17 protein-coding genes are annotated in these 21,532 nt (G+C 63.7%); 9 read left to right on the top strand and 8 right to left on the bottom strand.

Annotated elements, in window-relative coordinates:
* Positions 1–2: 2 nt before the first annotated feature.
* Entirely contained in the window at positions 3–833 is an 831-nt protein-coding gene (gene map, locus AC1DSF_RS06165; protein WP_478126348.1) for a type I methionyl aminopeptidase, read from the bottom strand.
* A 127-nt stretch (positions 834–960) separates the two neighbouring features.
* Between map and purL the strand changes: the two genes are divergently transcribed.
* Positions 961–4,989, top strand: a complete 4,029-nt coding sequence (purL, locus tag AC1DSF_RS06160; protein ID WP_478126347.1) for a phosphoribosylformylglycinamidine synthase — start codon at positions 961–963, stop codon at positions 4,987–4,989.
* 37 nt (positions 4,990–5,026) lie between these two features.
* On the opposite strand, the gene AC1DSF_RS06155 is transcribed toward purL, so the two are convergent.
* The 7 genes from AC1DSF_RS06155 to AC1DSF_RS06125 all read right to left on the bottom strand — a co-directional run bounded on the left by AC1DSF_RS06155 (position 5,027) and on the right by AC1DSF_RS06125 (position 10,884).
* A complete protein-coding gene (locus AC1DSF_RS06155; protein ID WP_478126346.1) occupies positions 5,027–6,499 on the bottom strand; it encodes a hypothetical protein in 1,473 nt (490 codons plus the stop codon).
* 148 nt (positions 6,500–6,647) lie between these two features.
* Positions 6,648–7,010 (bottom strand): hypothetical protein, encoded by a 363-nt coding sequence (locus tag AC1DSF_RS06150; RefSeq protein ID WP_478126345.1) that lies wholly within the window; start codon positions 7,008–7,010, stop codon positions 6,648–6,650.
* Positions 7,011–7,314: 304 nt separating this feature from the next.
* Positions 7,315–8,100: a peptidylprolyl isomerase gene (locus tag AC1DSF_RS06145; RefSeq protein WP_478126344.1), complete on the bottom strand. Its 786-nt coding sequence runs from the start codon at positions 8,098–8,100 to the stop codon at positions 7,315–7,317.
* A 78-nt stretch (positions 8,101–8,178) separates the two neighbouring features.
* Complete coding sequence (locus AC1DSF_RS06140; protein WP_478126343.1) at positions 8,179–8,442, bottom strand: BolA family protein; 264 nt, start codon at positions 8,440–8,442, stop codon at positions 8,179–8,181.
* Positions 8,439–8,978 carry a septation protein A gene (locus tag AC1DSF_RS06135; protein ID WP_478126342.1) on the bottom strand — a complete coding sequence of 180 codons (540 nt, stop codon included), beginning with the start codon at positions 8,976–8,978 and terminating at the stop codon, positions 8,439–8,441. Before AC1DSF_RS06135 ends, AC1DSF_RS06140 begins: the two co-directional genes overlap by 4 nt.
* Positions 8,979–8,986: 8 nt before the next feature.
* Positions 8,987–9,406 (bottom strand): peptide-methionine (R)-S-oxide reductase MsrB, encoded by a 420-nt coding sequence (msrB, locus tag AC1DSF_RS06130; RefSeq protein ID WP_478126341.1) that lies wholly within the window; start codon positions 9,404–9,406, stop codon positions 8,987–8,989.
* The gene (locus AC1DSF_RS06125; RefSeq protein ID WP_478126340.1) at positions 9,403–10,884 is read right to left on the bottom strand and encodes a protein adenylyltransferase SelO; all 1,482 of its coding nucleotides are present in this window, start codon (positions 10,882–10,884) and stop codon (positions 9,403–9,405) included. The genes msrB and AC1DSF_RS06125 overlap by 4 nt, the downstream gene beginning before the upstream one ends.
* A 67-nt stretch (positions 10,885–10,951) precedes the next feature.
* On the opposite strand from AC1DSF_RS06125, the gene AC1DSF_RS06120 reads away from it, so the two are divergent.
* From AC1DSF_RS06120 to AC1DSF_RS06085, 8 genes are all read left to right on the top strand, one after another.
* Positions 10,952–12,592 (top strand): carboxylesterase/lipase family protein, encoded by a 1,641-nt coding sequence (locus AC1DSF_RS06120; protein ID WP_478182461.1) that lies wholly within the window; start codon positions 10,952–10,954, stop codon positions 12,590–12,592.
* Positions 12,593–12,738: 146 nt separating this feature from the next.
* Positions 12,739–14,382 (top strand): 3-(methylthio)propionyl-CoA ligase, encoded by a 1,644-nt coding sequence (locus AC1DSF_RS06115; protein WP_478126338.1) that lies wholly within the window; start codon positions 12,739–12,741, stop codon positions 14,380–14,382.
* A 165-nt stretch (positions 14,383–14,547) separates the two neighbouring features.
* Positions 14,548–15,783 (top strand): branched-chain amino acid ABC transporter substrate-binding protein, encoded by a 1,236-nt coding sequence (locus AC1DSF_RS06110; protein ID WP_478126337.1) that lies wholly within the window; start codon positions 14,548–14,550, stop codon positions 15,781–15,783.
* Positions 15,784–15,863: 80 nt separating this feature from the next.
* Positions 15,864–16,817 (top strand): branched-chain amino acid ABC transporter permease, encoded by a 954-nt coding sequence (locus AC1DSF_RS06105; protein ID WP_478126336.1) that lies wholly within the window; start codon positions 15,864–15,866, stop codon positions 16,815–16,817.
* 162 nt (positions 16,818–16,979) lie between these two features.
* Complete coding sequence (locus AC1DSF_RS06100; RefSeq protein ID WP_478126335.1) at positions 16,980–18,323, top strand: branched-chain amino acid ABC transporter permease; 1,344 nt, start codon at positions 16,980–16,982, stop codon at positions 18,321–18,323.
* Positions 18,320–19,090, top strand: a complete 771-nt coding sequence (locus AC1DSF_RS06095; protein WP_478126334.1) for an ABC transporter ATP-binding protein — start codon at positions 18,320–18,322, stop codon at positions 19,088–19,090. The genes AC1DSF_RS06100 and AC1DSF_RS06095 overlap by 4 nt, the downstream gene beginning before the upstream one ends.
* A 1-nt stretch (position 19,091) precedes the next feature.
* The gene (locus AC1DSF_RS06090) at positions 19,092–19,787 is read left to right on the top strand and encodes an ABC transporter ATP-binding protein (protein WP_478126333.1); all 696 of its coding nucleotides are present in this window, start codon (positions 19,092–19,094) and stop codon (positions 19,785–19,787) included.
* A 303-nt stretch (positions 19,788–20,090) separates the two neighbouring features.
* Positions 20,091–21,532: 3-hydroxyacyl-CoA dehydrogenase NAD-binding domain-containing protein (locus AC1DSF_RS06085; RefSeq protein ID WP_478126332.1), on the top strand; the 1,442-nt coding region annotated here is incomplete at its 3' end.

Genomic DNA, 21,532 nt, shown 5'->3' with positions numbered 1-21,532 from the left:
CGTCAGGCCGCAACGGCAGCGGCGACGAAGGCGGGTGGCGGCGGGCTGCCGGCCGAGAGCGTGAGCACCTCGTAGCCGGTTTCAGTGACGAGCACTGTGTGCTCCCACTGCGCGGACAGCGAGTGGTCGCGCGTCACGATCGTCCAGCCGTCATATTGGCCGCCCCGGGCGTCTTCCTTGATCTCGCGCTTGCCCGCGTTGATCATCGGCTCGATGGTGAAGGTCATGCCGGGCTTGAGCTCTTCGAGCGTGCCGGGCCTGCCGTAGTGCAGAACCTGCGGCTCTTCATGGAACCCGCGCCCGATGCCGTGCCCGCAAAATTCGCGCACCACCGAGAAGCCATTGCTTTCGGCAAAACGCTGGATCGCGAAGCCGATGTCACCCAGGTGGGCCCCCGGCTTGACCTTGACGATGCCGTGCCACATGGCTTCGTACGTGAAAGCGCAGAGCCGCTTGGCCGCGATGGATGCGTCGCCGACCACGAACATGCGGCTCGTGTCGCCATGCCAGCCGTCCTTGATGACGGTGATGTCGCAGTTGATGATGTCGCCCTTCTTGAGCGGCTTGTCGTTCGGGATGCCGTGGCACACGACGTGATTGACGGAGGTGCAGATCGACTTGGGGTAAGGGACGCTGCTCGCGCCCATGTAGTTCAGCGGCGCAGGGACCGCGCCCTGCACCTGCGTGATGAAGTCGTGTGCGAGCTTGTCGATCTCGTTGGTCGTGACGCCAGGCTTGATGTGGGGGGTGAGGTAGTCCAGCACTTCGGAGGCGAGGCGGCACGCCACGCGCATGCCGGCCACGCCTTCGGCGTCTTTGTAGGTAATGCTCATGGCGGGAATTATCCCATCGGGACCGCTAAAATTCAGGGTTAGCGCGGATGGCCCCAGTCAGCGGTTGCCGCCTCATTTTCTTCATTCCCAACGCGGCCGACCGGCCGATCCGAACGTGACGTTGCCCGTGAAACCGCCCCTCCATTCCGTTGCACCTGTGGTGACTTTCTTCGAGGGCGGCAGCGCACTCAGCGAATTCCGGGCGCAGCAACTGCTGCCGAAGCTTCAGGCGGTCGACTCCCGAATCGAGGGGCTCAGCGCCCGTTTCGTCCATCTCGTCGTCACCGATTCCGCGCTGGACGTTTCGGCGAAGGAGCGCTTTGCGGCGCTGCTGGGCTACGGCGAACCCTTCTTCGCGCCGGGCAGGTCGGGCCCGAAAGTGATCGTGACACCCCGCCTCGGCACTGTGTCTCCGTGGGCTTCCAAGGCGACGGACATCGCGCACAACTGCGGCCTTGCACTGCGCCGCGTCGAACGCGTCACCGAATACCACCTGACGCTGAAAGCACCGCTGCTCGACAAGGCGCTGGGCAAGGCGGCCACTCTCGAAGGCGACAAGCTCGCCGCCGTCGCCGATCTGCTGCACGACCGCATGACGGAATCGGTGCTGGCCCGGCTCGACCAGGCCGCCGGTCTTTTCGCGGAGTTGCCGGCCCAGCCGATGGCACAGGTCGACGTGCAGGGCGGCGGCCGCGCCGCGCTGGTGCAAGCCAACAAGACCTTCGGCCTTGCCCTTGCCGAGGACGAGATCGACTACCTCGTCGACGCCTTCACCCGCCTGGGCCGCAACCCGAGCGACGTCGAACTGATGATGTTCGCGCAGGCCAACAGCGAGCACTGCCGCCACAAGATCTTCAACGCCGACTTCATCATCGACGGCCAGCCGCAGCCACAGAGCCTGTTCTCGATGATCCGCCACACCGAGCGGCAGAACCCGCAGCACACCGTCGTCGCCTATTCCGACAACGCGTCGATCATGGAAGGCACGCGCATCGAGCGCTTCGTTGCAGCGTCCGACGCCGGCGCCTACGCCAAGCAGGACGCGCTGAGCCACGTGCTCATGAAGGTCGAGACGCACAACCATCCGACGGCGATTTCGCCGTTTCCAGGCGCCTCGACGGGTGCCGGCGGCGAAATCCGCGACGAAGGCGCGACGGGCCGCGGCTCCAAGCCGAAGGCGGGCCTGACCGGCTTCACGGTGTCGAAGCTCTGGCCCAAGGACGGCAGCTACGGCAAGCCGGATCACATTGCGAGCCCGCTGCAGATCATGACCGAAGGTCCGCTGGGCGGGGCCGCTTTCAACAACGAATTCGGCCGGCCGAACCTGCTCGGCTACTTCCGCGAATACGAGCAGGCTGTCGAGAGCGATGGCGGCACGGTGCAGCGCGGCTATCACAAGCCCATCATGATCGCCGGCGGGCTGGGCAGCATCGACGCCGACCAGACCAAGAAGATCCAGTTCCCGGCCGGCGCGTTGCTGATCCAGCTTGGCGGACCCGGCATGCGCATCGGCATGGGCGGCAGTGCCGCGAGCTCGATGGCGACGGGCGCCAATGCGGCCGAACTGGACTTCGATTCGGTGCAGCGCGGCAACCCCGAAATCGAACGCCGCGCGCAGGAGGTCATCAACCACTGCTGGCAGCAGGGCGATGCGAATCCGATCCTGGCGATCCATGACGTGGGCGCTGGCGGCCTGAGCAACGCCTTTCCGGAACTGACCAACGACGCGGGGCGCGGTGCGCGCTTCGACCTGCGCGCCGTGCCGCTCGAAGAATCCGGCATGGCGCCCAAGGAAATCTGGTGCAACGAGAGCCAGGAGCGCTACGTGCTGGCGATTGCGCCCGAGTCGCTCGATCAGTTTCGAGCCTTCTGCGAGCGCGAGCGCTGCCCGTTTGCCGTGGTGGGCGTCGCGACCGAAGAGCGCCAGCTTCTGGTGGGCGACGAAAGCGCCGAGGCGCAGCCGGTCGATATGCCGATGGATGTCCTGCTCGGCAAGCCACCCAAGATGCTTCGCGACGTCAAGACCGTAGAGCGCCGCTTCAAGCCGCTCGATCTGACCGGCGTCGATCTGCAGAAGGCCGCGATCGACGTGCTGTCGCATCCCACCGTCGCGTCCAAGCGTTTCCTCATCACCATCGGTGACCGCACCGTCAGCGGCTTGACGCACCGCGACCAGATGGTCGGCCCCTGGCAGGTGCCGGTGGCCGACTGCGCCGTCACGCTGGCCGACTACAAGGGATTTGCCGGCGAGGCGATGAGCATGGGCGAGCGTACGCCGCTGGCTGCCATCGACGCCCCCGCATCCGGCCGCATGGCGGTGGGCGAAGCCATCACGAACCTGCTTGCCGCGCCGATCGAGCTGTCGCGCGTGAAGTTGTCGGCCAACTGGATGGCGGCTTGCGGCGAGCCCGGCGAGGATGCGGCGCTCTACGAGACCGTCAAGGCCATCGGGATGGAACTGTGTCCGGCGCTCGGCATCTCGATTCCGGTCGGCAAGGATTCGCTGTCGATGCGAACCCAATGGCAGGACGGCGGCACCCAGAAGAAGGTGACTTCGCCCGTGAGCCTGATCGTGAGCGCCTTCGCAACGCTGACGGATGTGCGCGGCACGCTCACGCCGCAGCTAGATGCCGAAGAGGCCGACAGCACGCTGGTCCTCATCGACCTCGGCCATGGCAAGCACCGCATGGCCGGAAGCATCCTTGCGCAGACGCTCGAACAGAGCGGCGATACCGTCCCCGATCTGGACGATCCGCAAGACCTCGTCAAACTGGTCGCTGCCGTCAACGCACTGCGCGCGGAGGGCAAGATCCTCGCCATGCACGACCGCAGCGACGGCGGCCTGTTCGCCGCCGCCTGCGAAATGGCCTTCGCTGGGCACGTCGGCGTGGCGCTGAATGTCGACCTGCTGGTCACCGAAGGCGACGGCATCAGCGACAGCCGCGCCGAATACGGTGATGCCAAGAACTGGGCCGGACAAGTCAGCGCGCGCCGCGAGGAACTCACGCTCAAGGCGCTTTTCAACGAAGAACTCGGCATGCTGCTGCAAGTGCGCACGGCGGATCGCAACGAAGTCATGCAGATCCTGCGCGCCCACGGGCTGAGTGCCCACAGCCATTTCGTCGGCAAGACCCGCCCAGCTGCGTCCACCATGGACGCCGGCAAGGGCAAGGTCGAAGTCTGGCGCGACGCCAAGTCCGTCTTCAGCGCAAACCTGAGCGATCTGCACCAGGTGTGGGATTCCGTCAGCTGGAAGATCTGCCGCGAGCGCGACAACCCCGACTGCGCCGATGCCGAACACGCCGCAGCCGGCGACCCGCAGGACCCGGGCGCGCACGTGCGGCTTGCGGACGGCGTTGCCGAAAACGTCGCCGCGCCTTTCCTGAATCTCGCAAAGCCGAAGGTCGCCATTCTTCGAGAGCAGGGCGTCAATTCGCACGTCGAGATGGCCTACGCCTTCACCGAAGCCGGCTTCGAGGCTTTCGACGTCCACATGACCGATCTTCAGACGGGCAGGGCAGACCTCGCGGACTTCAAGGGGGTCGTCGCCTGTGGCGGGTTCAGCTACGGCGACACGCTGGGTGCCGGCATCGGCTGGGCGCGCAGCATCACCTTCAATCCGAAGCTTGCCGAGCAGTTCAAAGGCTTCTTCGGCCGCACCGACACTTTCGGGCTGGGCGTCTGCAACGGCTGCCAGATGTTCGCCGAACTCGCCGAGATCATCCCCGGCGCCGAGGACTGGCCACGCTTCACCACCAACCAGAGCGAGCGTTTCGAAGCGCGCCTGTCGATGGTCGAGGTTCTCGATTCACCCAGCCTCTTCTTCGCCGGCATGGCCGGAAGCCGTCTGCCAATCGCGGTCGCGCACGGCGAGGGCTACGCCAACTTCAAGCACCGCGGCAACCCAGCCAAAGCCATCGCCGCCATGCGCTTCGTCGACAACCATGGTCAGCCCACAGAGCGCTACCCGTTCAACCCCAACGGCAGCGCAGGCGGCCTCACGTCAGTAACCACCGCCGACGGCCGCTTCACGGCCCTGATGCCCCACCCCGAACGAGTGTTCCGCAGCATCCAGATGAGCTGGACCTCCGGCGACAAAAGCGAGTTCAGCCCCTGGATGCGAATCTGGCGCAACGCGCGAAAGTGGATAGGCTAACCAAGCGAACCCCCAGGCTGTCGGAGCCAGGGCGACATCAACGATCGTCACCATCGCGGCCTTCGGATGCGGGCACCGCAGGGCGCACGGACTTTTGGCTTCCGCTCAGCACCCAGCCTCTCTGGCTCGGGGCAAAGCGCGGTGCCAGCATCCCGTCGTTGATCTCACGCGTGACCGCGAAGCGGTCGAAAGAGGTTGGCGGAAGGAACAGCCGTGTGTTGTCCGCGAAGCCATCGGAGGCCGTGTCGACGTCGCCTTCAACGGCCGAAATCACGCCGTCGCCATTGGTGTCGACGCGCTTCACTTCGATCGCGTACGCGTCGAACAAGCGCTGCGGGAACGGCGTACCCGGCTCGAAGGACCTGACCCGCTCGTAGACATCGAGGTAGATCTCGTGCGCCAAGCCGCTCGGGATGAATCGCATCCGGTACTCGCGCTGTGCGTCGGCTTCCCCGTCGAACCTGTCAGGGTCGCGCGGTCCGCTGCCCATCAGCGTGCCGAGGGTGTTCGGGTTGTCGCCATAGGTCAAAGGGTTGTTCTTCATGCCGGCGGGGCCCGACCCCGGCACGAGTGAGGACAGTGCGCCGACTTGGCCGGCCTCGAAGCTGCCCGGCAAGCCGCCGGTGAATGGCAGCTCATAGGTCGGATGGGTCCAGTTCGTCGTGTAGTTGAATTCCCAGTACGAATGGCAGTCGCTTTGCTGCAGGCAGTTGTACGCCCCCATGCTCAATTGGATCGGCACGACGTTGGTCTGCCGGCTCGGGAACTGGTCATTGGCGCTTGGGAAATGCACGTCGCGCCCGTCCATCGTGAAGAATTGGCCCGGCACATTGTGCCCACCGCCCATTGCTTTCAGCGCGGCAGCGTCCTCCGCGGTGATCGTGCCGAACGCCGGCCTGCCGGACGCCGGTGCAGCCACCGGTGCGACGCGGAGATCGTGAATCATCCAGCCTTCGTACCAGCCGCTTTCGTTGTTGATGACGAACAAGCCCGAGAGGTCGGTGAAGATGTCGATGAACGCACGAACGTCGGTCGGGTCGGTCGGCAGCCCCGGTTTGGGTTCCACAACGAGCCTCACCGCTCCGATCGTGGACAGACCGCAGTCGAATCCGGTGGCGGTCAACTGCACCTGGTCGTTGACACCTGGGAACCGACTGGTGAACGGATTCGGCTCGAAGCCTGTGGTGTCGAGCAGGTAGTACTGGAACAGCTGGCTCGCCTGATCGGCTTCGGCGTAGGCCTGGGTCGGCAGTGCAGAATGCGGACGCTCGGCCAACGCCTCCAGGCGCTCCCTCAATGGATCCGGTAGATGCCGCACGTCGCCGCGTTGCTCGACGGCCTCGCCGTCGGCCCTGGCATGCGGGTTCGGATGGCAAGGCGGCGGCGGCTGGTTCGGCGCTGCGCAAGCCTCGACGCTCCACAGGCCGATGCCGCACACGGCGGCAAGGCAGGCGCCGGCAACGCGACTGAGGCGAAGCTGACGGGCGGTCGACGACGGTCGGATATTCATGGTTGCCTCCAAGCAGATCGGGACATGGACTCGGACGGCGCTTGCCGACCGGAACGGTTCATTCGCGGAGACGGACGATCGGTTCAATACCCATGTCGGCAAAAGCCCGCACGGCGTTCGCCTGGCACGGGCGGTGGCGACAGGACCCTCAATGGGCGCGCATGGCGCGACGCAGGATGTACGCGAACACGGCGACACCCGCGAGCGCCGCTGCAACCACAAGACTCACGCCTGCGTTGTCGGCATCCGAGGATGGCTTCGCAGTGGCTTCAGGCGGGTTGTTGGATTTGGATGCGTCGGCGAAGGGGTTGTAAATTGCCCCTCCGGGGCTCACCGTGGCCTCGGTCTTCGCGATATTCGAGTCATCGTCGGGCGACTCGGTGCTCTCGACCGGTCGGTGTGACACGCCACGGTGGGACGGGCCACCACCCATGACTTCGGTGCGGGCATGGGCAGGCGTCATAGTGGCAAGCACAACAAGTACCGCTCCGATATATGCTCCTGGGGTCATGCCATGCCTCGTTCGCTCGGCGCGCTCCGCAGCCGATTTTGATTCGGACGGCGCTTGCCGACCGGAACGGTTCATTCCCGGAAGCGGACGATCGGTTCAATACGCATGGATGCGCCTCAATGGCAGCCTCAGGGGTGTTCCTTGGAAGGAGAGCCGAGGATCGTACCCAACAAAAAAGCGGCCCAAAGGCCGCTTTTCTTATTCAAGGAACACCGCGGAACCGGCTCCGCCGGGCCGCTGGTGTTGCCCCCGGCAGGGGGTAGGCGAAGCGACACGAAGTGCGCGAAGCCTGGGGGCGAGTCAATCACTCAACTTTGGCTTTGGCCCGCAGTTCTTCCTGATACTTCTGCAATCGCTGCTGCTGCAGCTGCTGCACGATCTGCGGCTTCACTTCATCGAACTTCGGCAACTGCGCCTGGCGAACATCGTCCACGCGGATGATGTGATAACCGAACTGCGTCTTCACCGGTGCAGCCGTGGTCTCGCCCTTGTTGAGCTTGATCATCGCTTCGGAGAATTCGGGCACGAAGCTCGACGGCGAAGCCCAATCCAGGTCGCCGCCATTGGCGCCCGAACCCGGGTCCTTGCTTTGCTTCTTGGCGATGTCCTCGAACTTGGCACCCTTCTTCAGGTCGGCGAGGATCTTCTTGGCTTGGTCTTCGGTCTCGACGAGGATGTGACGAGCCTTGTATTCCTTGCCGCTGTTGGCGGCGGCAAACTTGTCGTATTCGGCTTTCGCGTCGGCATCCGAAACGACATTGGACTTGCGATAGTTTTCGAACAATTGGCGGATCAGGATGGCCTGGCGCGCGAGTTCGAGTTGATTCTTGTAGTCATCCGTCGCGTCGAGACCTTGCTTCTGCGCTTCCTGCATGAAGACTTCCCGGGTCACCACTTCTTCGCGCAGTTGCCCTTGCATCTCCGGCGTGACCGGGCGGCCTGCCGCGGCCAGTTGCTGTGCCAGCACGTCCATGCGCGCCTTCGGCACGGGCTTGCCGTTGACGATGGCTGCGTTCTGCGCGAGCGCCGCGAGAGGAACCGCGCCAACGAGCACGGCGGCCGCGAGGGCCTGCAAGATGTGTTTCTTCATAGGGGGAGCGAAAAACGCTGGGATAAAAAAGGGGGGAATCTTTGGCCGCACGGGGCGGCGGGTGTGATCAAGAACGCATCAAAGCGTTTCGATGGCAATCGCGTGAAGACCCTGTGCGATGAAAAGTTGCAGCGCATCATACACAAGCCGATGGCGCGCCACGCGCGGCTTGCCGGCGAACATCGGCGAGGCGATGCGAACCCGGAAATGCGTGCCGTAGCCCTCGGCGTTGGCACCCGCATGACCGGCGTGCGCAGCGCTTTCGTCGATCACTTCGAGATGCGTTGGCGCCAAAGCGTCGCGCAGCCGCGCTTCGAGATCGGCAGGCGTGGGAAGGGTCATGCGGCCGGCTCGTCGGATTTGAGATGGGGCGAGATATACAAGCCCTGCGCGATCAGGAAGACGATGGGAAACGCATAGCCCCAAAGCTTGAAGTTGACCCAGGCCTCGGTGCTGAAATACGCCGCCACATAGCCGTTGAGCACCGCCATGAAGACGCAGTAGGCGATCCAGGCGACGTTCAGGCGACCCCAGATGTTGCCGGGCAATTCGAGTTGCGCACCCAGCAACATCTTGAGGAAGTTCTTCTTGAAGACCCACAGCGCCACGCCGAGCGCCAAAGCCATCGCGCCGTAGAGCACGGTCGGCTTCCACTTGATGAACCGGTCGTCGTGCAGCACCAGCGTGAGCGTTCCGAAAAGCAGGATCAGCACCAGCGTCGCCTTCTGCATGGGCTGCAGCTTGCGCTCGGTGAACCAGATGATCGCCATCTGGATGACCGTGCCGGCCATGAGGACGCCTGTGGCGGTATAGATGTCGTATAGCTTGAACGCGCCGAAGAACAGCAGGATCGGGAAGAAGTCGAGGATCAGTTTCATGGTGTGGGTCAGTCGGTCTCGCGCTTCTGGAAATCCAGCGAGGCCGAGTTCATGCAGTAGCGCAGGCCGGTTTCGGTGGGGCCGTCCGGAAACACGTGGCCGAGGTGCGCACCGCAATTGGCGCACACGTTTTCAGTGCGGACCATCCCGTGCGAGCGGTCGACGATGTTGCGGATCGCCCCAGGCACTGCCTCTTGCGAAAAACTGGGCCAGCCGCAGCCCGCATCGAACTTGGTGGCCGATTCGAACAGCTTGGCTCCGCAGCAGACGCAATGGTAGGTGCCGTCGTCCCAGTGGGCTTCGTACTTGCCGGTGAAAGGGCGCTCCGTCGCGGCATGCCGGGTGACTTCGAAAGCGGCGGGTTCAGCGCCTTTCTCCGCGAGCAGGGCTTTCCATTCGGCGTCGGTCTTCTGGATGGGTGTGGTCATGATGAGCAGCTGATTTCAATCGTGGAAGCCCAGTCGGGCGGAAAACCGGCAAAGGCATCGTGGCCGGCATGCTCTTCAAATGGGGTTTCGAGCAGCCCGAGCAAGGTGGCAACGCCCGAATAGTCCTTTTGCTGCGCGGCTTCGATGGCTTGCTGGCCCAAGTGGTTGCGCAGCACGAACTTGGGATTGGTCTTGGTCATGAGGTCGGCCGACTGTGCCGCCGGAATGCCCGCACGGCGTTCCGAATACGAGGACAGCCAGCCGTCGATGCCGGCGCGGTCGATGAAGAGATCGCGGACGACATCGGGATTGTCGCCTGCCACAAGCCCGGAAAGTCGGCGCCAGAAGATCGTGTAGTCGACCTTTTCCTGTGCGAGCAGTTTGAGCACGCCTTCGATGAGCGCGCGATCGGACTCGGCTGATTCCGCCAAACCCAGCTTGGCGCGCATGCGGGACTCGAATTCGCTCGGGAAGACGGTCTTGTACGACTCCAGCGCCGCAACCGCCACGTCCTGCTCGCCGATCAGCGGCAGCAGCGCCTGGGCGAGGCAGAAAAGGTTCCAGTAAGCGACGTTGGGCTGCTGGTTGTACGCGTAGCGGCCCGCGGTGTCGCTGTGGTTGCAGATGTGGCCGGGGTCGAAGCCGTCGAGAAACTGGAACGGCCCGTAGTCGATGGTGAGCCCCAGGATGCTCATGTTGTCGGTGTTCATCACGCCGTGGCAAAAGCCGACCGCCTGCCACTGCGCCAGCAGGGCGGCCGTGCGCTCGCTGACTGCTTCGAGCAGGGCGGCGTAGGCATTGCCGTTGAAGCGATCGGTCGTCCGGCAAGCGGGGTAGTAGCGATCGATGACGAAGTCGGCCAGGGCGCGAAGTTCTTCGTCGCGCTGGTTGGCCGCAAAGTGCTCGAAGTGTCCGAAGCGAACGAAGCTCGGCGCGACGCGGGTGACGACGGCCGCGGTTTCGAGCTCTTCCCGGCGTACGCGCGCGTCGGAACCGGTCACGCACAAGGCGCGGGTCGTCGGGATGCCCAGCGCGTGCATCGCCTCGCTGCAGAGGAATTCGCGGATGCTGGAGCGCAGCACCGCCCGGCCGTCGCCCATGCGGGAGTAGGGCGTGAGTCCGCTGCCCTTGAGCTGGACTTCGAGGCCGCTCGTGGTTTCGCCGAGCAGGATCGCCCGGCCGTCGCCGAGCTGGCCCGCCCAGACGCCGAACTGGTGCCCGCTGTAGACCGTGGCGATCGGCCGAGTACCGGCGATTGGCGCGTTTCCGGTGAAAGCCGCCAGCCCTTCGTCGGATTCGAGCCACGCGGGGTCGAGTCCGAGTGCGCGCGCGGCGGCCAGGCTGCGGCCGACCCAGTAGGGCTCCGGAAGCGGTCGAGGGCGGAGTTCGGTGAAGAATTGGGAGCCCAGGCGTGAAAAGCCGGGGACCCAGCGCAGGCCGAGGTCAATGACTTCGGCTTCGTCTGCAAGCATGCTCATGCGCGGATTGTCCCGCACCGGACCCAGCCCCCCAAACTCCAAGGGGAATGGTGCTACCGTCGCGCCCATGGACGGACTCATGGTGCGCGCTACGGCGCAAGGCAAGCTCGAAGGCGTCGACGACACCGCCGGAAGCGGTACCTACTTCTGGAAGGGCATTCCCTTCGCCCAGCCGCCCGTTGGCGATCTGCGCTGGCGCGCTCCCATCGAGCCGGCACCGTGGACCGGGATCCGCCAGGCCCGCGAATTCGGCCATGCCAGCCTGCAGATCGGCCGCATCTACGGGCCGGGCGCCAACAACACGTGCGACGCGACCATCGCCAGCACGCTGAACACACCTGTCGGCGGCGAGGATTGCCTGACGCTCAACATCTGGCGCCCCGCTGGCATCGAAGAAAAGTTGCCGGTGATGCTGTTCATCCATGGCGGCAGCAACATCTCTGGCTACAGCGCGGACCCGCTCTATGACGGCGCGAACCTGGCACGCAAGGCGAACGCCGTGGTCGTCACGGCGAACTACCGGCTCGGTATCTTCGGTTTCCTGAACATGCCGCAGTTGCGCGTCGGCGGATCGGAAGGCGACGACTCCGGCAATTTCGCGCTCCTCGACAACCTGGCGGTGCTGCGCTACATCCAGCAGAACATCGCCGTTTTCGGGGGCGATCCGGGCAATGTCACGGCCATGGGGCAGTCCGCTGGGGCCATCAATCTGCTGGCGCTGATCGCTTCGCCCCTGTCGGCCGGGCTCATTCACAAGGCGATGCCACTGAGCGGCGGGATTTCGCTCCCCAGCAACCTGCCGCAAGGCAGCTTGCCGACGCTGATGCCTGCGTCGGCCTACCTCGCCCAAGGCCACGCGCTGCTGCTGAATCTTCTGGTAGCTGACGGCAAGGCGGCCGACCTGGATGCCGCCGGGGCGTTGGCCGCCAGCCAGACGAATGAGCAAATCGCCGCGTTCATGCGATCGCTGGACGGAAAAGCGATCCTGAACACCGTCCTTGCCAAGGGCCTGACGGGCTCCGGGCCGATTCCGGATGGCGCGGTCTTGCCGACCGACCCGATTGCAGCGCTCGCGGCCGGGCGCTACGCCAGGGTGCCCATGGTCGTCGGCGTCACGCGCGACGAGGGAAAGCTGTTCTCGCAGTTCCTGACGCTGTTCGGCGGCAAGCCCGGACTGAAGATCGACGACGCCACGCGCTTCACGATGATGCAGAACTTCGATCCGGATGCGCCGGGCAGCCTGACCGCGGCCGACCTCATCGATCCGTCCTACCTGCCGGTGGAAAAGCCGGATACCGGCTACGACGCGATGACCGGCAGGATCACGCAAAGCTTCATGATGCGCAGCCGAGACAACCTGCTCGACACCCTGAAAACGCAGCAGGCGAACATCTGGCATTACCAGTTCGATTGGGCGCAGGAGCCGGCGCCGTGGGACGCCGTCTACGGTGCGGCGCACGTTTTGGATCTTGCCTTCGTCTTCGGAAATTTCGGACCGTCGCTGTTTTCCAATGTGACGAACAGCGTTGCCAACAGCGCCGGCCGCCTGGCGTTGTCGGACGCGATGATCGCGAGCATCGCCGCCTTCCTCCGCACTGGCGATCCGAACACGCCGGAGCTCGGTACCCACTGGGCGCCCTGGCCCTCGAAGATCGTCTTCGATGCCAGTCCAGACGCCGCCCGCATCCACGCGCAACAGGCGCAATAAACCTGCCCCGCACGGGGGCACCGCAGCCTGCAACTGCGGGTTTGTGTCATTGTGTGCGGTGCACAACATCGGCGAACCTCGGGCGGTAAGGGATCGCCGCTTCGGCGCCCCGTTTTCAAGAAGCCCATTCAACAAGGAGCCACTAGATGCTGGGTTTGATGCAGGACCAACCATTGCTGATCTCGTCGCTGATCGAGTTCGCAGAGCGCCATCACGGCGACGCGGAAATCGTTTCGCGGCGGGTGGAGGGCGACATCCATCGCTCCACCTGGAAAGAGATCGCGTCCCGCTCCCGCCAGGTCGCCAATGCGCTCGACGATGAGCAGCTGCTGTTCAGCGACCGCGTGGCAACTCTCGCCTGGAACGGGTATCGCCATCTGGAGCTGTATTACGGCGTGAGCGGCTCCGGTCGCGTGCTGCACACGATCAATCCGCGGCTGCACCCCGATCAGATCGCGTGGATTGCCAACCATGCCGAAGACCAGATCCTGTGCTTCGACACGAGCTTCCTTCCGCTCATCCAGGCGGTGCACGCCAAGTGCACGACCGTGCGCAAATGGATCGCGCTCTGCGATGCGGACAAGCTGCCAGCGGACACCGGCATCCCCAATCTCGTCAGCTACGAGGCGTGGATGAGCCAGCGCTCCACCGACTACGCGTGGCCGAGCTTCGATGAAAACTCCGCGTCGAGCATGTGCTACACGAGTGGCACCACCGGCAATCCAAAGGCGGCGCTCTACAGTCATCGCTCGACCCTGCTGCATGCATACGCCGCGGCCTTGCCCGACGTGATGATGTTTTCGGCGCGCGACTCGATCTTGCCCGTGGTGCCGATGTTCCACGTCAACGCCTGGGGCATTCCGTACTCGGCCGCTCTGGTCGGCGCCAAGGTGGTCTTCCCCGGACCGGCCCTGGACGGCAAATCGGTTTACGACTTGATCGAAGCCGAGAAGGTGAATGTCGCCGCCGGCGTGCCGACGGTCTGGCAGATGCTGCTGGGGCACCTGCAGGCCAACGGGCTCAGGTTCTCCACGCTCAAGCGCACGGTCATCGGCGGTTCCGCATGCCCGCCGGCGATGATCAACGCGTTCCAGCAGCAATACGGCGTGGAAGTGCTGCACGCCTGGGGCATGACCGAGATGTCGCCGCTGGGCACGCTCTGCACTTTGAAGAACAAGCACCTCGACATGTCGCCCGAGCAGCAGACCGCCATCCGCATGAAGCAGGGCCGGGCGATCTTCGGTGTGGACATGAAGATCATCGACGGGGACGGCAAGGAACTGCCCTGGGACGGCAAGGCTTATGGCGACCTGCTGGTCAAGGGGCCGTGGGTGGTCAAGGAATATTTCAAGGGCGAAGGCGGCAATCCGCTGATGCCCGACGAAAACGGCCGCGGCTGGTTCCCGACCGGCGACGTTGCAACCATCGACGCCGACGGCTTTCTCCAGATCACCGACCGCAGCAAGGACGTGATCAAGTCCGGCGGCGAATGGATCAGTTCGATCGACATCGAGAACATCGCCGTGGCGCATCCGTGTGTTGCCATGGCGGCCTGCATCGGCGTCGCGCACCCCAAGTGGGACGAACGGCCCATCGTCGCCATCGTGAAGAAGCCCGGAAGCGAGGTTTCGCGCGACGAACTGCTGGCCTTCTACGAGGGCAAGACAGCCAAGTGGCAGATTCCCGATGACGTGGTGTTCGTGGATGCGATTCCGATCGGTGCGACCGGCAAGATCCTGAAGACGCGCCTGCGCGAGCAACTGCGCGATTACCGGCTTCCGACCGTCTGATGAGGCCGTTCTACCGGCCGGTAGCACCAACGGCTTGTACCGTGTCGCATGAGTGATAGAAACCGCCTTCCCGGCGGTTCCCTTACGGGCATTCCCTGACGGGCGAGGTTCCAAACACTTGTAATCTCGTGCCGCATTCCGACAGCTTGACCCAGGAGACTCACAATGAAGTTCGCTCTGAAAATTGCAACTGCCGCCATCCTTGTAGCGAGCGCCACCGGCGCCTTCGCTCAAAAGGGTGAAACCGTCAAAATCGCATGGCTCGATCCGCTCTCGGGTCTGATGGCAGCGGTCGGGACCAACCAGCTCAAGACCTTCCAGTTCTTTGCCGAGGAGTTCAACAAGAAGAACGCCGCAGGCGTGAAGTTCGAGATCATCGGCATCGACAACAAGCTCAGCCCGCAGGAAACCACGAGCGCATTGCGCTCTGCAATGGACCAGGGCGCGCGCTACATCGTCCAGGGCAACGGCTCCGGCCCGGCGCTGGCGATCATCGATGCGCTCGAGAAGAACAACGCGCGCAATCCGGGCAAGGAAGCGCTCTACCTGAATTACGCTGCGGTCGACCCCGAGCTGACCAACTCCAAGTGCAGCTATTGGCAATACCGCTTCGACGCCGACACGTCGATGAAGATGGAAGCGCTGACCACCTACATGAAGGAACAGCCGGAGATCAAGAAGGTCTACATCATCGGCCAGAACTATTCGCACGGGCAGCAGGTCTCCAAGTACGCCAAGGAAGACCTCAAGGCCAAGCGTCCTGACATCGAGATCGTCGGCGACGACCTGCATCCGCTGGCCCAGGTGCGCGACTTTGCACCGTACATCGCCAAGATCAAACAGTCGGGCGCCGACACCGTGATCACCGGCAACTGGGGTTCCGACCTGGCGCTCCTGATCAAGGCCGCCAACGACGCCGGCCTGAACGTGAAGTTCTACACCTACTACGCCGTGACGACCGGCACGCCCACCGCCATGGGCGCGGCTTCGGACGGCAAGGTCTACCAGGTCGGCTACGCCCACTACAACATGGGCGGCGACATGCAGAGATACGCCAACGAATTCAAGAAGAAGTTCAACGACGACCTCTACACGAGCGACATTTACACCGTGTTCGCTGCGCTGACCGAGGCCTTCGTGAAGGCCAAGTCGACCGACCCGGTGAAGGTCGCCGCGGCCATGGAGGGCCTGCGCTTCAAGAGCTTCAACGGTGACGTCGAACTGCGCAAGTCCGATCACCAGATGCAGCAGGGCCTCTACATTGCACGTTGGGAAAAGGCGAGCGCCAAGTATCCCTACAGCCCTGAGAACACCGGCTACACGCTCGCACCTGTGAAGTACTACGACGCCTATGTCGCCAGCACGCCCACGACGTGCCAGATGAAGCGGCCCAGCCCCTGATTCGATGACAGCACATTGACCGGTCGAGGCCCGACTTCAAAACTCGGGCCTCTTTTTTTTCCTAGCGATCCCAAGGACCGATGAACGTCGAATTCTTCGTCATCTCGCTGCTCAACGGCGTCAGCTACGGCTTGCTGTTGTTCATGCTGAGCTCTGGCCTGACCCTGATCTTCAGCATGATGGGCGTGCTGAATTTCGCTCACACCAGTTTCTACATGCTGGGCGCGTACTTCGCGTTCAGCATCTCGCAGGTCATCGGCTTCTGGCCGGCGCTGATCCTGTCGCCGTTGATCGTGTTCGCGCTTGGCGCAGCCTTCGAGCGCTACTGCCTGCGCCGCGTCCACAAGTTCGGCCATGTCCCTGAACTGCTCGTCACCTTCGGGCTTTCCTACCTGATCCTCGAAGTCGTGCAGTTGGTGTGGGGTCGCTCCACCGTGCCGTATGGCTTGCCGACCCAGTTGCAGGGTCCACTTTTCACGCTCTTCGGCACGCAGTTTCCGAAGTCGCGCTCCTTCATCATGCTCGTCGCGATGCTGATGCTGCTGTCCGTGTGGCTGCTGCTGACGCGCACGCGCATCGGGCTTGTGATCCAGGCGGCACTCAAGCATCCCGAGATGGTCGAGGCGCTCGGACACAACGTGCCGCGCGTCTTCATGCTGGTCTTCGGCGGGGGGGCGGCGCTTGCCGGCCTTGCCGGGGTGATCGGCGGCAATACCTACGTCACCGAACCGGCCATGGCCGCGTCGGTCGGCTCCATCATCTTCGTCGTCGTGGTTGTGGGCGGCATGGGATCGCTGGCGGGTGCGTTCCTCGCGTCGCTGCTGATCGGCATCATCCAGACTTTCGCGGTCGCGATGGATCAATCCTTCGCGGGTGGACTTCAGATGCTAGGACTCACGGTGACGGACCAGACGCCAGGCTACGAGTTGCTTCGCCTCACGATTTCGCAGGTTGCGCCGATTCTTCCCTACCTGTTCCTGGTGCTCATGCTCATCTTCAGGCCCAAGGGTCTGCTCGGCACGCGGGAAGACTAGGATGAAGCTCGCCCCCAGTCTTCGCGCACTTTGTGTCGCTGCGCCAACCCCCTGCCGGGGGCAACACCAGCGGCCCGGCAAAGCCGGTTCCGCGGTATTCCCGGCCTTGACTACGCCAGTCTCACGCGTCGTGGGTCCCGCCTCACGCGGTGGAGCACTGATATGAATCAGCAGAATACACAACCCATTCAAGCAGTCGGCGATAGCAGAGCGGCGCGGCCGTATCAGCGCGCCAAGCCATCGAACGTCTCGCGCATGGTGATCTGGTCGGTGTTCGCGATCGCGCTGATCGTGGCGCCGCTGGTCTTCAAGAGCAGCCTCGCGCTCACGATGCTCTCGCAGATCGGCTATCTCATCATCATCTGCCTGAGCTACAACATGCTGCTGGGGCAGGGCGGGATGCTGAGCTTCGGTCATGCGGTGTATGTGGGCATGGGGTCGTTCATTGCCATTCACACGATGAACCTCGCAGCCAAAGGCAGCGTTCCGGTCCCGCTTGTGCTGATCCCGCTCGTGGGTGGCCTCGGCGGCATGGTCTTCGCCATCCTGTTCGGCTACGTGACGACGAAGAAGGCCGGCACGACCTTCGCGATGATCACCCTCGGGATCGGCGAACTGGTGGCTTCGATGGCGCTGATGTTCCCGAGCTTCTTCGGCGGCGAAGGTGGCATCACGACCAACCGCGTCTATGGCACGCCGTTTCTCGGGTTCACCTTCGGGCCGCAGATGCAGGTGTATTACCTCATCGCGGTGTATTGCTTCATCTGCACGGGGCTGATGTATGCCTTCACGGGCACGCCGCTCGGCCGCATTCTCAACGCAGTGCGCGACAACCCCGAGCGGGTGGCCTTCATCGGCTACAACACGCAGCGCGTGCGCTACTTCGCGTTCATCATCGCGGGCTTCTTTGCGGGCATTGGCGGCGGGCTGGCAGCGATCAACTTCGAGATCGTCAACGCAGCGGACAGCCTGAGCGGCATCCGTTCGGGCGGCTACCTGCTCTTCACCTTCCTGGGCGGGGCGACCTTCTTCTTCGGGCCGATCATCGGCGCGGTGCTGCTGGTGTTCGCCTCGGTGCTGCTTTCCGAACTGAGCAAAGCCTGGCTGCTGTACCTGGGCCTGGTCTTCCTCTTCATGGTGATGTTCGCGCCGGGTGGCGTGGCCAGCCTGATCATGATGAACCTGCGGGTCGCCAAGTTCGGCAAGTTCCATCGCTTCTGGGCGCTCTATGTGGGCCTGATCGCCACGGGCGCGCTCATGGTCGCGGGTGCCGCTGCCATTGTCGAGATGATCTATCACATGCAACTCAACGCAGCGCTGGGGCCCGAGTTGCCCTTCGCCGGGCTGACGCTCGACACTTCATCGAGCACGAGCTGGACGACCGCCGCGGCGCTGTTCTTCGTCGGGCTGGGTCTGTTCGAGATCGTGCGGCGCCGCTTCGTCCGCGCCTGGGGCCATGCGCAAGAAGAAATCGAAGCCGAGATCAAGCGGAGGGAAGCGGCATGACCCGCGCACTCGAACTCAAAGACCTGCGCAAGAGCTTCGGCAAGACGGAGATCATCCGCGGTGTCGACCTGGCCATCGAGGCCGGCGACCGCATCGGCATCATCGGCCCCAACGGGGCGGGCAAGTCGACGCTGTTCAACCTGATCAGCGGGAGGCTCGCGCCCACCAGTGGCGAAGTGCTGCTGAACGGCCAGCGCGTGGACGGCAAGCAGCCCTTCGAGATCAACCGGCTCGGGCTGTCGCGCAGCTTTCAGATCACCAACATCTTTCCGAAGCTCAGCGTCTTCGAGAACCTGCGCTGCGGCGTTCTGTGGAGCCTGGGCTATCGCTACAGCTTCCTGCGCTTTCTGTCGAGGCTCGACGATGCGAACGAACGCACAGAGGAGTTGATTCACCAGGTCGGCCTGGACAAGAAGCGCGACGTGCTCGCGGTGAACCTCACCTATGCGGAGCAACGCGCGCTGGAGATCGGCGTCACCATTGCCGGCGGCGCCAACGTCATCCTGCTCGACGAGCCGACTGCCGGCATGAGCAAGACCGAGACGTCGCACTTCATCGCGCTGATCAAGCAGGTCACGGTCGGCAAGACGCTGCTGACGGTGGAGCACGACATGGGCGTGGTGTTCGGCTTGGCCGACAAGATCGCGGTGGTTGTCTATGGCGAGGTCATCGCGTTCGACACACCGGCCGCCGTGCGCGCCAATCCGCGCGTCCAGGAAGCTTACCTGGGCTCCTCGGTCGCCGATGCGCAAGGGGCTGGACACTGACATGCTGAAGCTTCACGACATCCACGCCTATTACGGCAAGAGCCATGTGTTGCATGGTGTTTCGTTTGACGTTGGCCCCGGGGAGATCGTGGCACTTCTGGGCCGCAACGGCTCCGGGCGCTCGACCACGGCAAAGGCCATCATGGGCCTCGTTCACGCCGAAGGCACTCTGCAGTGGAAAGAGCAGGACATCCTGCGCCGCAAGGCGTATGAGATTGCTCACCAGGGCATCGGCTATGTGCCCGAGAACCGCGACATCTTTCCGAAGCTGACGGTGCATCAGAACCTGCTGCTCGGACAAAAAGGCAAGGGCAAGGGCAGTCGCTGGTCGTTCGAAGACATGTACACCATGTTCCCGCGGCTGAAGGAGCGCCAGCACACCGAAGCAGGCGTCCTGTCGGGCGGCGAACAGCAGATGCTGACGCTCTGCCGCACGCTGATGGGCGATCCTGATCTGATCATCATCGACGAGCCGACCGAAGGTCTCGCGCCGAAGATCGTCGAACTGGTGGGGGAGTACCTGCGCACCCTGAAGGACAAGGGTGTGTCGGTGCTTTTGATCGAGCAGAAGCTGACCATCGCCATGCAGATTTCGGACCGCGCGCTGGTGATGGGCCACGGAAGCATCGTCTTCGATGGCACGCCTGATTCGCTCCGCGCAGACGCTGCCACTCGCAAGGAATGGCTGGAGGTCTAGCTCGCCCCCAGGCTTCGCGCACTTCGTGTCGCTTCGCCTACCCCCTACCGGGGGCAATACCAGCGGCCCTGCTAAGCCGGTTCCGCGGTATTTCTGGGATTGGGGCAGGTCGTGGGGGTGAGGGGCTGCAATGAATTTGTCTCCGCAGCGACTTGGGGCTGTTGCCCACGCATGCGAAACGCCTAGAATTTCACCAAAAAAAGAACACTCGTGCTTTTTAAGTGCGAAGGTTGTGGTGCCGAGGGTGCCATGGCTTTCGAAGACCGGTTTTTTCGATCCTCTCCCATCCCAAAGGAACGCAGCATGACGGCTGAATACAAAGTGCTCGGCGATGTCGCCGTGATCACCATGACCAACCCCCCGGTCAATGGCCTCGGATTCTCGACACGCATCGGCATCACCGACGGTCTCGCCAAGGCGATCGACGATCCGGCCGTCAAGTCGATCGTCATCACCGGTGCCGGCAAGGCTTTCTCGGGCGGCGCGGACATCAAGGAATTCGGCACGCCGAAGGCCCTGCAAGAGCCGAACCTGCTGAGCGTCATCCTCGCGCTCGAAGCGTCGACCAAGCCGATCGTCGCCGCGATCCACTCCGTGTGCATGGGTGGCGGTCTCGAGCTCGCGCTCGGCTGTCACTACCGCGTCGCGGCACCGGGCACCAGCATTGCGTTGCCCGAAGTCAAGCTGGGGCTCATCCCCGGTGCCGGCGGCACGCAGCGCCTGCCGCGCGTGCTCGGCGTCGAAACCGCGCTCAACATGATCGTGAGCGGCGAGCCGGTCAAGAGCGAATTGCTCGCTTCGCTGCCCGGCCAGAAGCTGTTCGACAAGCTCGCCGGATCGGCAGAGTCCCTGTTCGATGAAGCGGTCGAGTTCGCGAAATCCGTTGCCGGCAAGACCGGCGAGGCACTGCCGCTGGTGCGCAACCTGCCATGCAAGCACCCGCAGGGCGACGCGTATTTCGCGTTCGCGCGCAACATGGTGGGCGGCATGTCGAAGAACTATCCGGCGCCGTTGAAGTGCGTCGACGCAGTCCAAGCCGCGACGAAGATGAAGTTCGACGACGGCATGGCCGAAGAGCGCCGCATCTTCACGGCGCTGATGTTCACGCCCGAATCGATGGCGCTGCGACACCTGTTCATGGCGGAACGCGCGGCTTCTCGCATTCCGGACGTGCCGGAAGACACGCCCCAGCGCGCCATCAAGTCCGTCGGCGTGATCGGCGCGGGCACCATGGGCGGCGGCATCTCGATGAATTTCCTGAATGCGGGCATCCCCGTCAAGATTCTCGAAATGAAGCAGGAGGCGCTCGATCGCGGCATCGCCACCATCAAGAAGAACTATGAATCCCAGGTCAAGAAGGGCAAGCTCAAGCAGGACAAGTACGAGCAGCGCATGGCGCTCCTGAGCACCACGCTCGACTACAACGACTTGAAGGACGCGGACCTCATCATCGAGGCGGTGTTCGAAGAACTGGGCGTCAAGGAAAAAGTCTTCAAGGAACTGGACCGCGTCGCCAAGCCCGGTGCCATCCTGGCGTCGAACACCTCCACGCTGGACGTCGACAAGATTGCCGCCTTCACGAAGCGTCCGCAGGATGTGGTCGGCATGCACTTCTTCAGCCCCGCCAACGTGATGAAGCTGCTCGAAGTCGTGCGCGGCAAGGCAACGGCCAAGGACGTGCTCGCGACGGTCATGTCCACGGCCAAGAAGATCAAGAAGACGGCAGTGGTCTCCGGCGTGTGCGA

The organism is Variovorax sp. 01N429 (assembly GCF_056399425.1).
Note: the sequence above shows the minus strand (reverse complement) of the source record. Positions and strands in the feature narration are given on the sequence as shown.

Coding starts and splice junctions, on each gene's coding strand:
- map (WP_478126348.1), bottom strand. CDS start 833: ATGAGCATTACCTACAAAGACGCCGAAGGCGTGGCCGGCATGCGCGTG.
- AC1DSF_RS06155 (WP_478126346.1), bottom strand. CDS start 6,499: ATGAATATCCGACCGTCGTCGACCGCCCGTCAGCTTCGCCTCAGTCGC.
- AC1DSF_RS06150 (WP_478126345.1), bottom strand. CDS start 7,010: ATGACCCCAGGAGCATATATCGGAGCGGTACTTGTTGTGCTTGCCACT.
- AC1DSF_RS06145 (WP_478126344.1), bottom strand. CDS start 8,100: ATGAAGAAACACATCTTGCAGGCCCTCGCGGCCGCCGTGCTCGTTGGC.
- AC1DSF_RS06140 (WP_478126343.1), bottom strand. CDS start 8,442: ATGACCCTTCCCACGCCTGCCGATCTCGAAGCGCGGCTGCGCGACGCT.
- AC1DSF_RS06135 (WP_478126342.1), bottom strand. CDS start 8,978: ATGAAACTGATCCTCGACTTCTTCCCGATCCTGCTGTTCTTCGGCGCG.
- msrB (WP_478126341.1), bottom strand. CDS start 9,406: ATGACCACACCCATCCAGAAGACCGACGCCGAATGGAAAGCCCTGCTC.
- AC1DSF_RS06125 (WP_478126340.1), bottom strand. CDS start 10,884: ATGAGCATGCTTGCAGACGAAGCCGAAGTCATTGACCTCGGCCTGCGC.
- AC1DSF_RS06120 (WP_478182461.1), top strand. CDS start 10,952: ATGGACGGACTCATGGTGCGCGCTACGGCGCAAGGCAAGCTCGAAGGC.
- AC1DSF_RS06115 (WP_478126338.1), top strand. CDS start 12,739: ATGCTGGGTTTGATGCAGGACCAACCATTGCTGATCTCGTCGCTGATC.
- AC1DSF_RS06110 (WP_478126337.1), top strand. CDS start 14,548: ATGAAGTTCGCTCTGAAAATTGCAACTGCCGCCATCCTTGTAGCGAGC.
- AC1DSF_RS06105 (WP_478126336.1), top strand. CDS start 15,864: ATGAACGTCGAATTCTTCGTCATCTCGCTGCTCAACGGCGTCAGCTAC.
- AC1DSF_RS06100 (WP_478126335.1), top strand. CDS start 16,980: ATGAATCAGCAGAATACACAACCCATTCAAGCAGTCGGCGATAGCAGA.
- AC1DSF_RS06095 (WP_478126334.1), top strand. CDS start 18,320: ATGACCCGCGCACTCGAACTCAAAGACCTGCGCAAGAGCTTCGGCAAG.
- AC1DSF_RS06090 (WP_478126333.1), top strand. CDS start 19,092: ATGCTGAAGCTTCACGACATCCACGCCTATTACGGCAAGAGCCATGTG.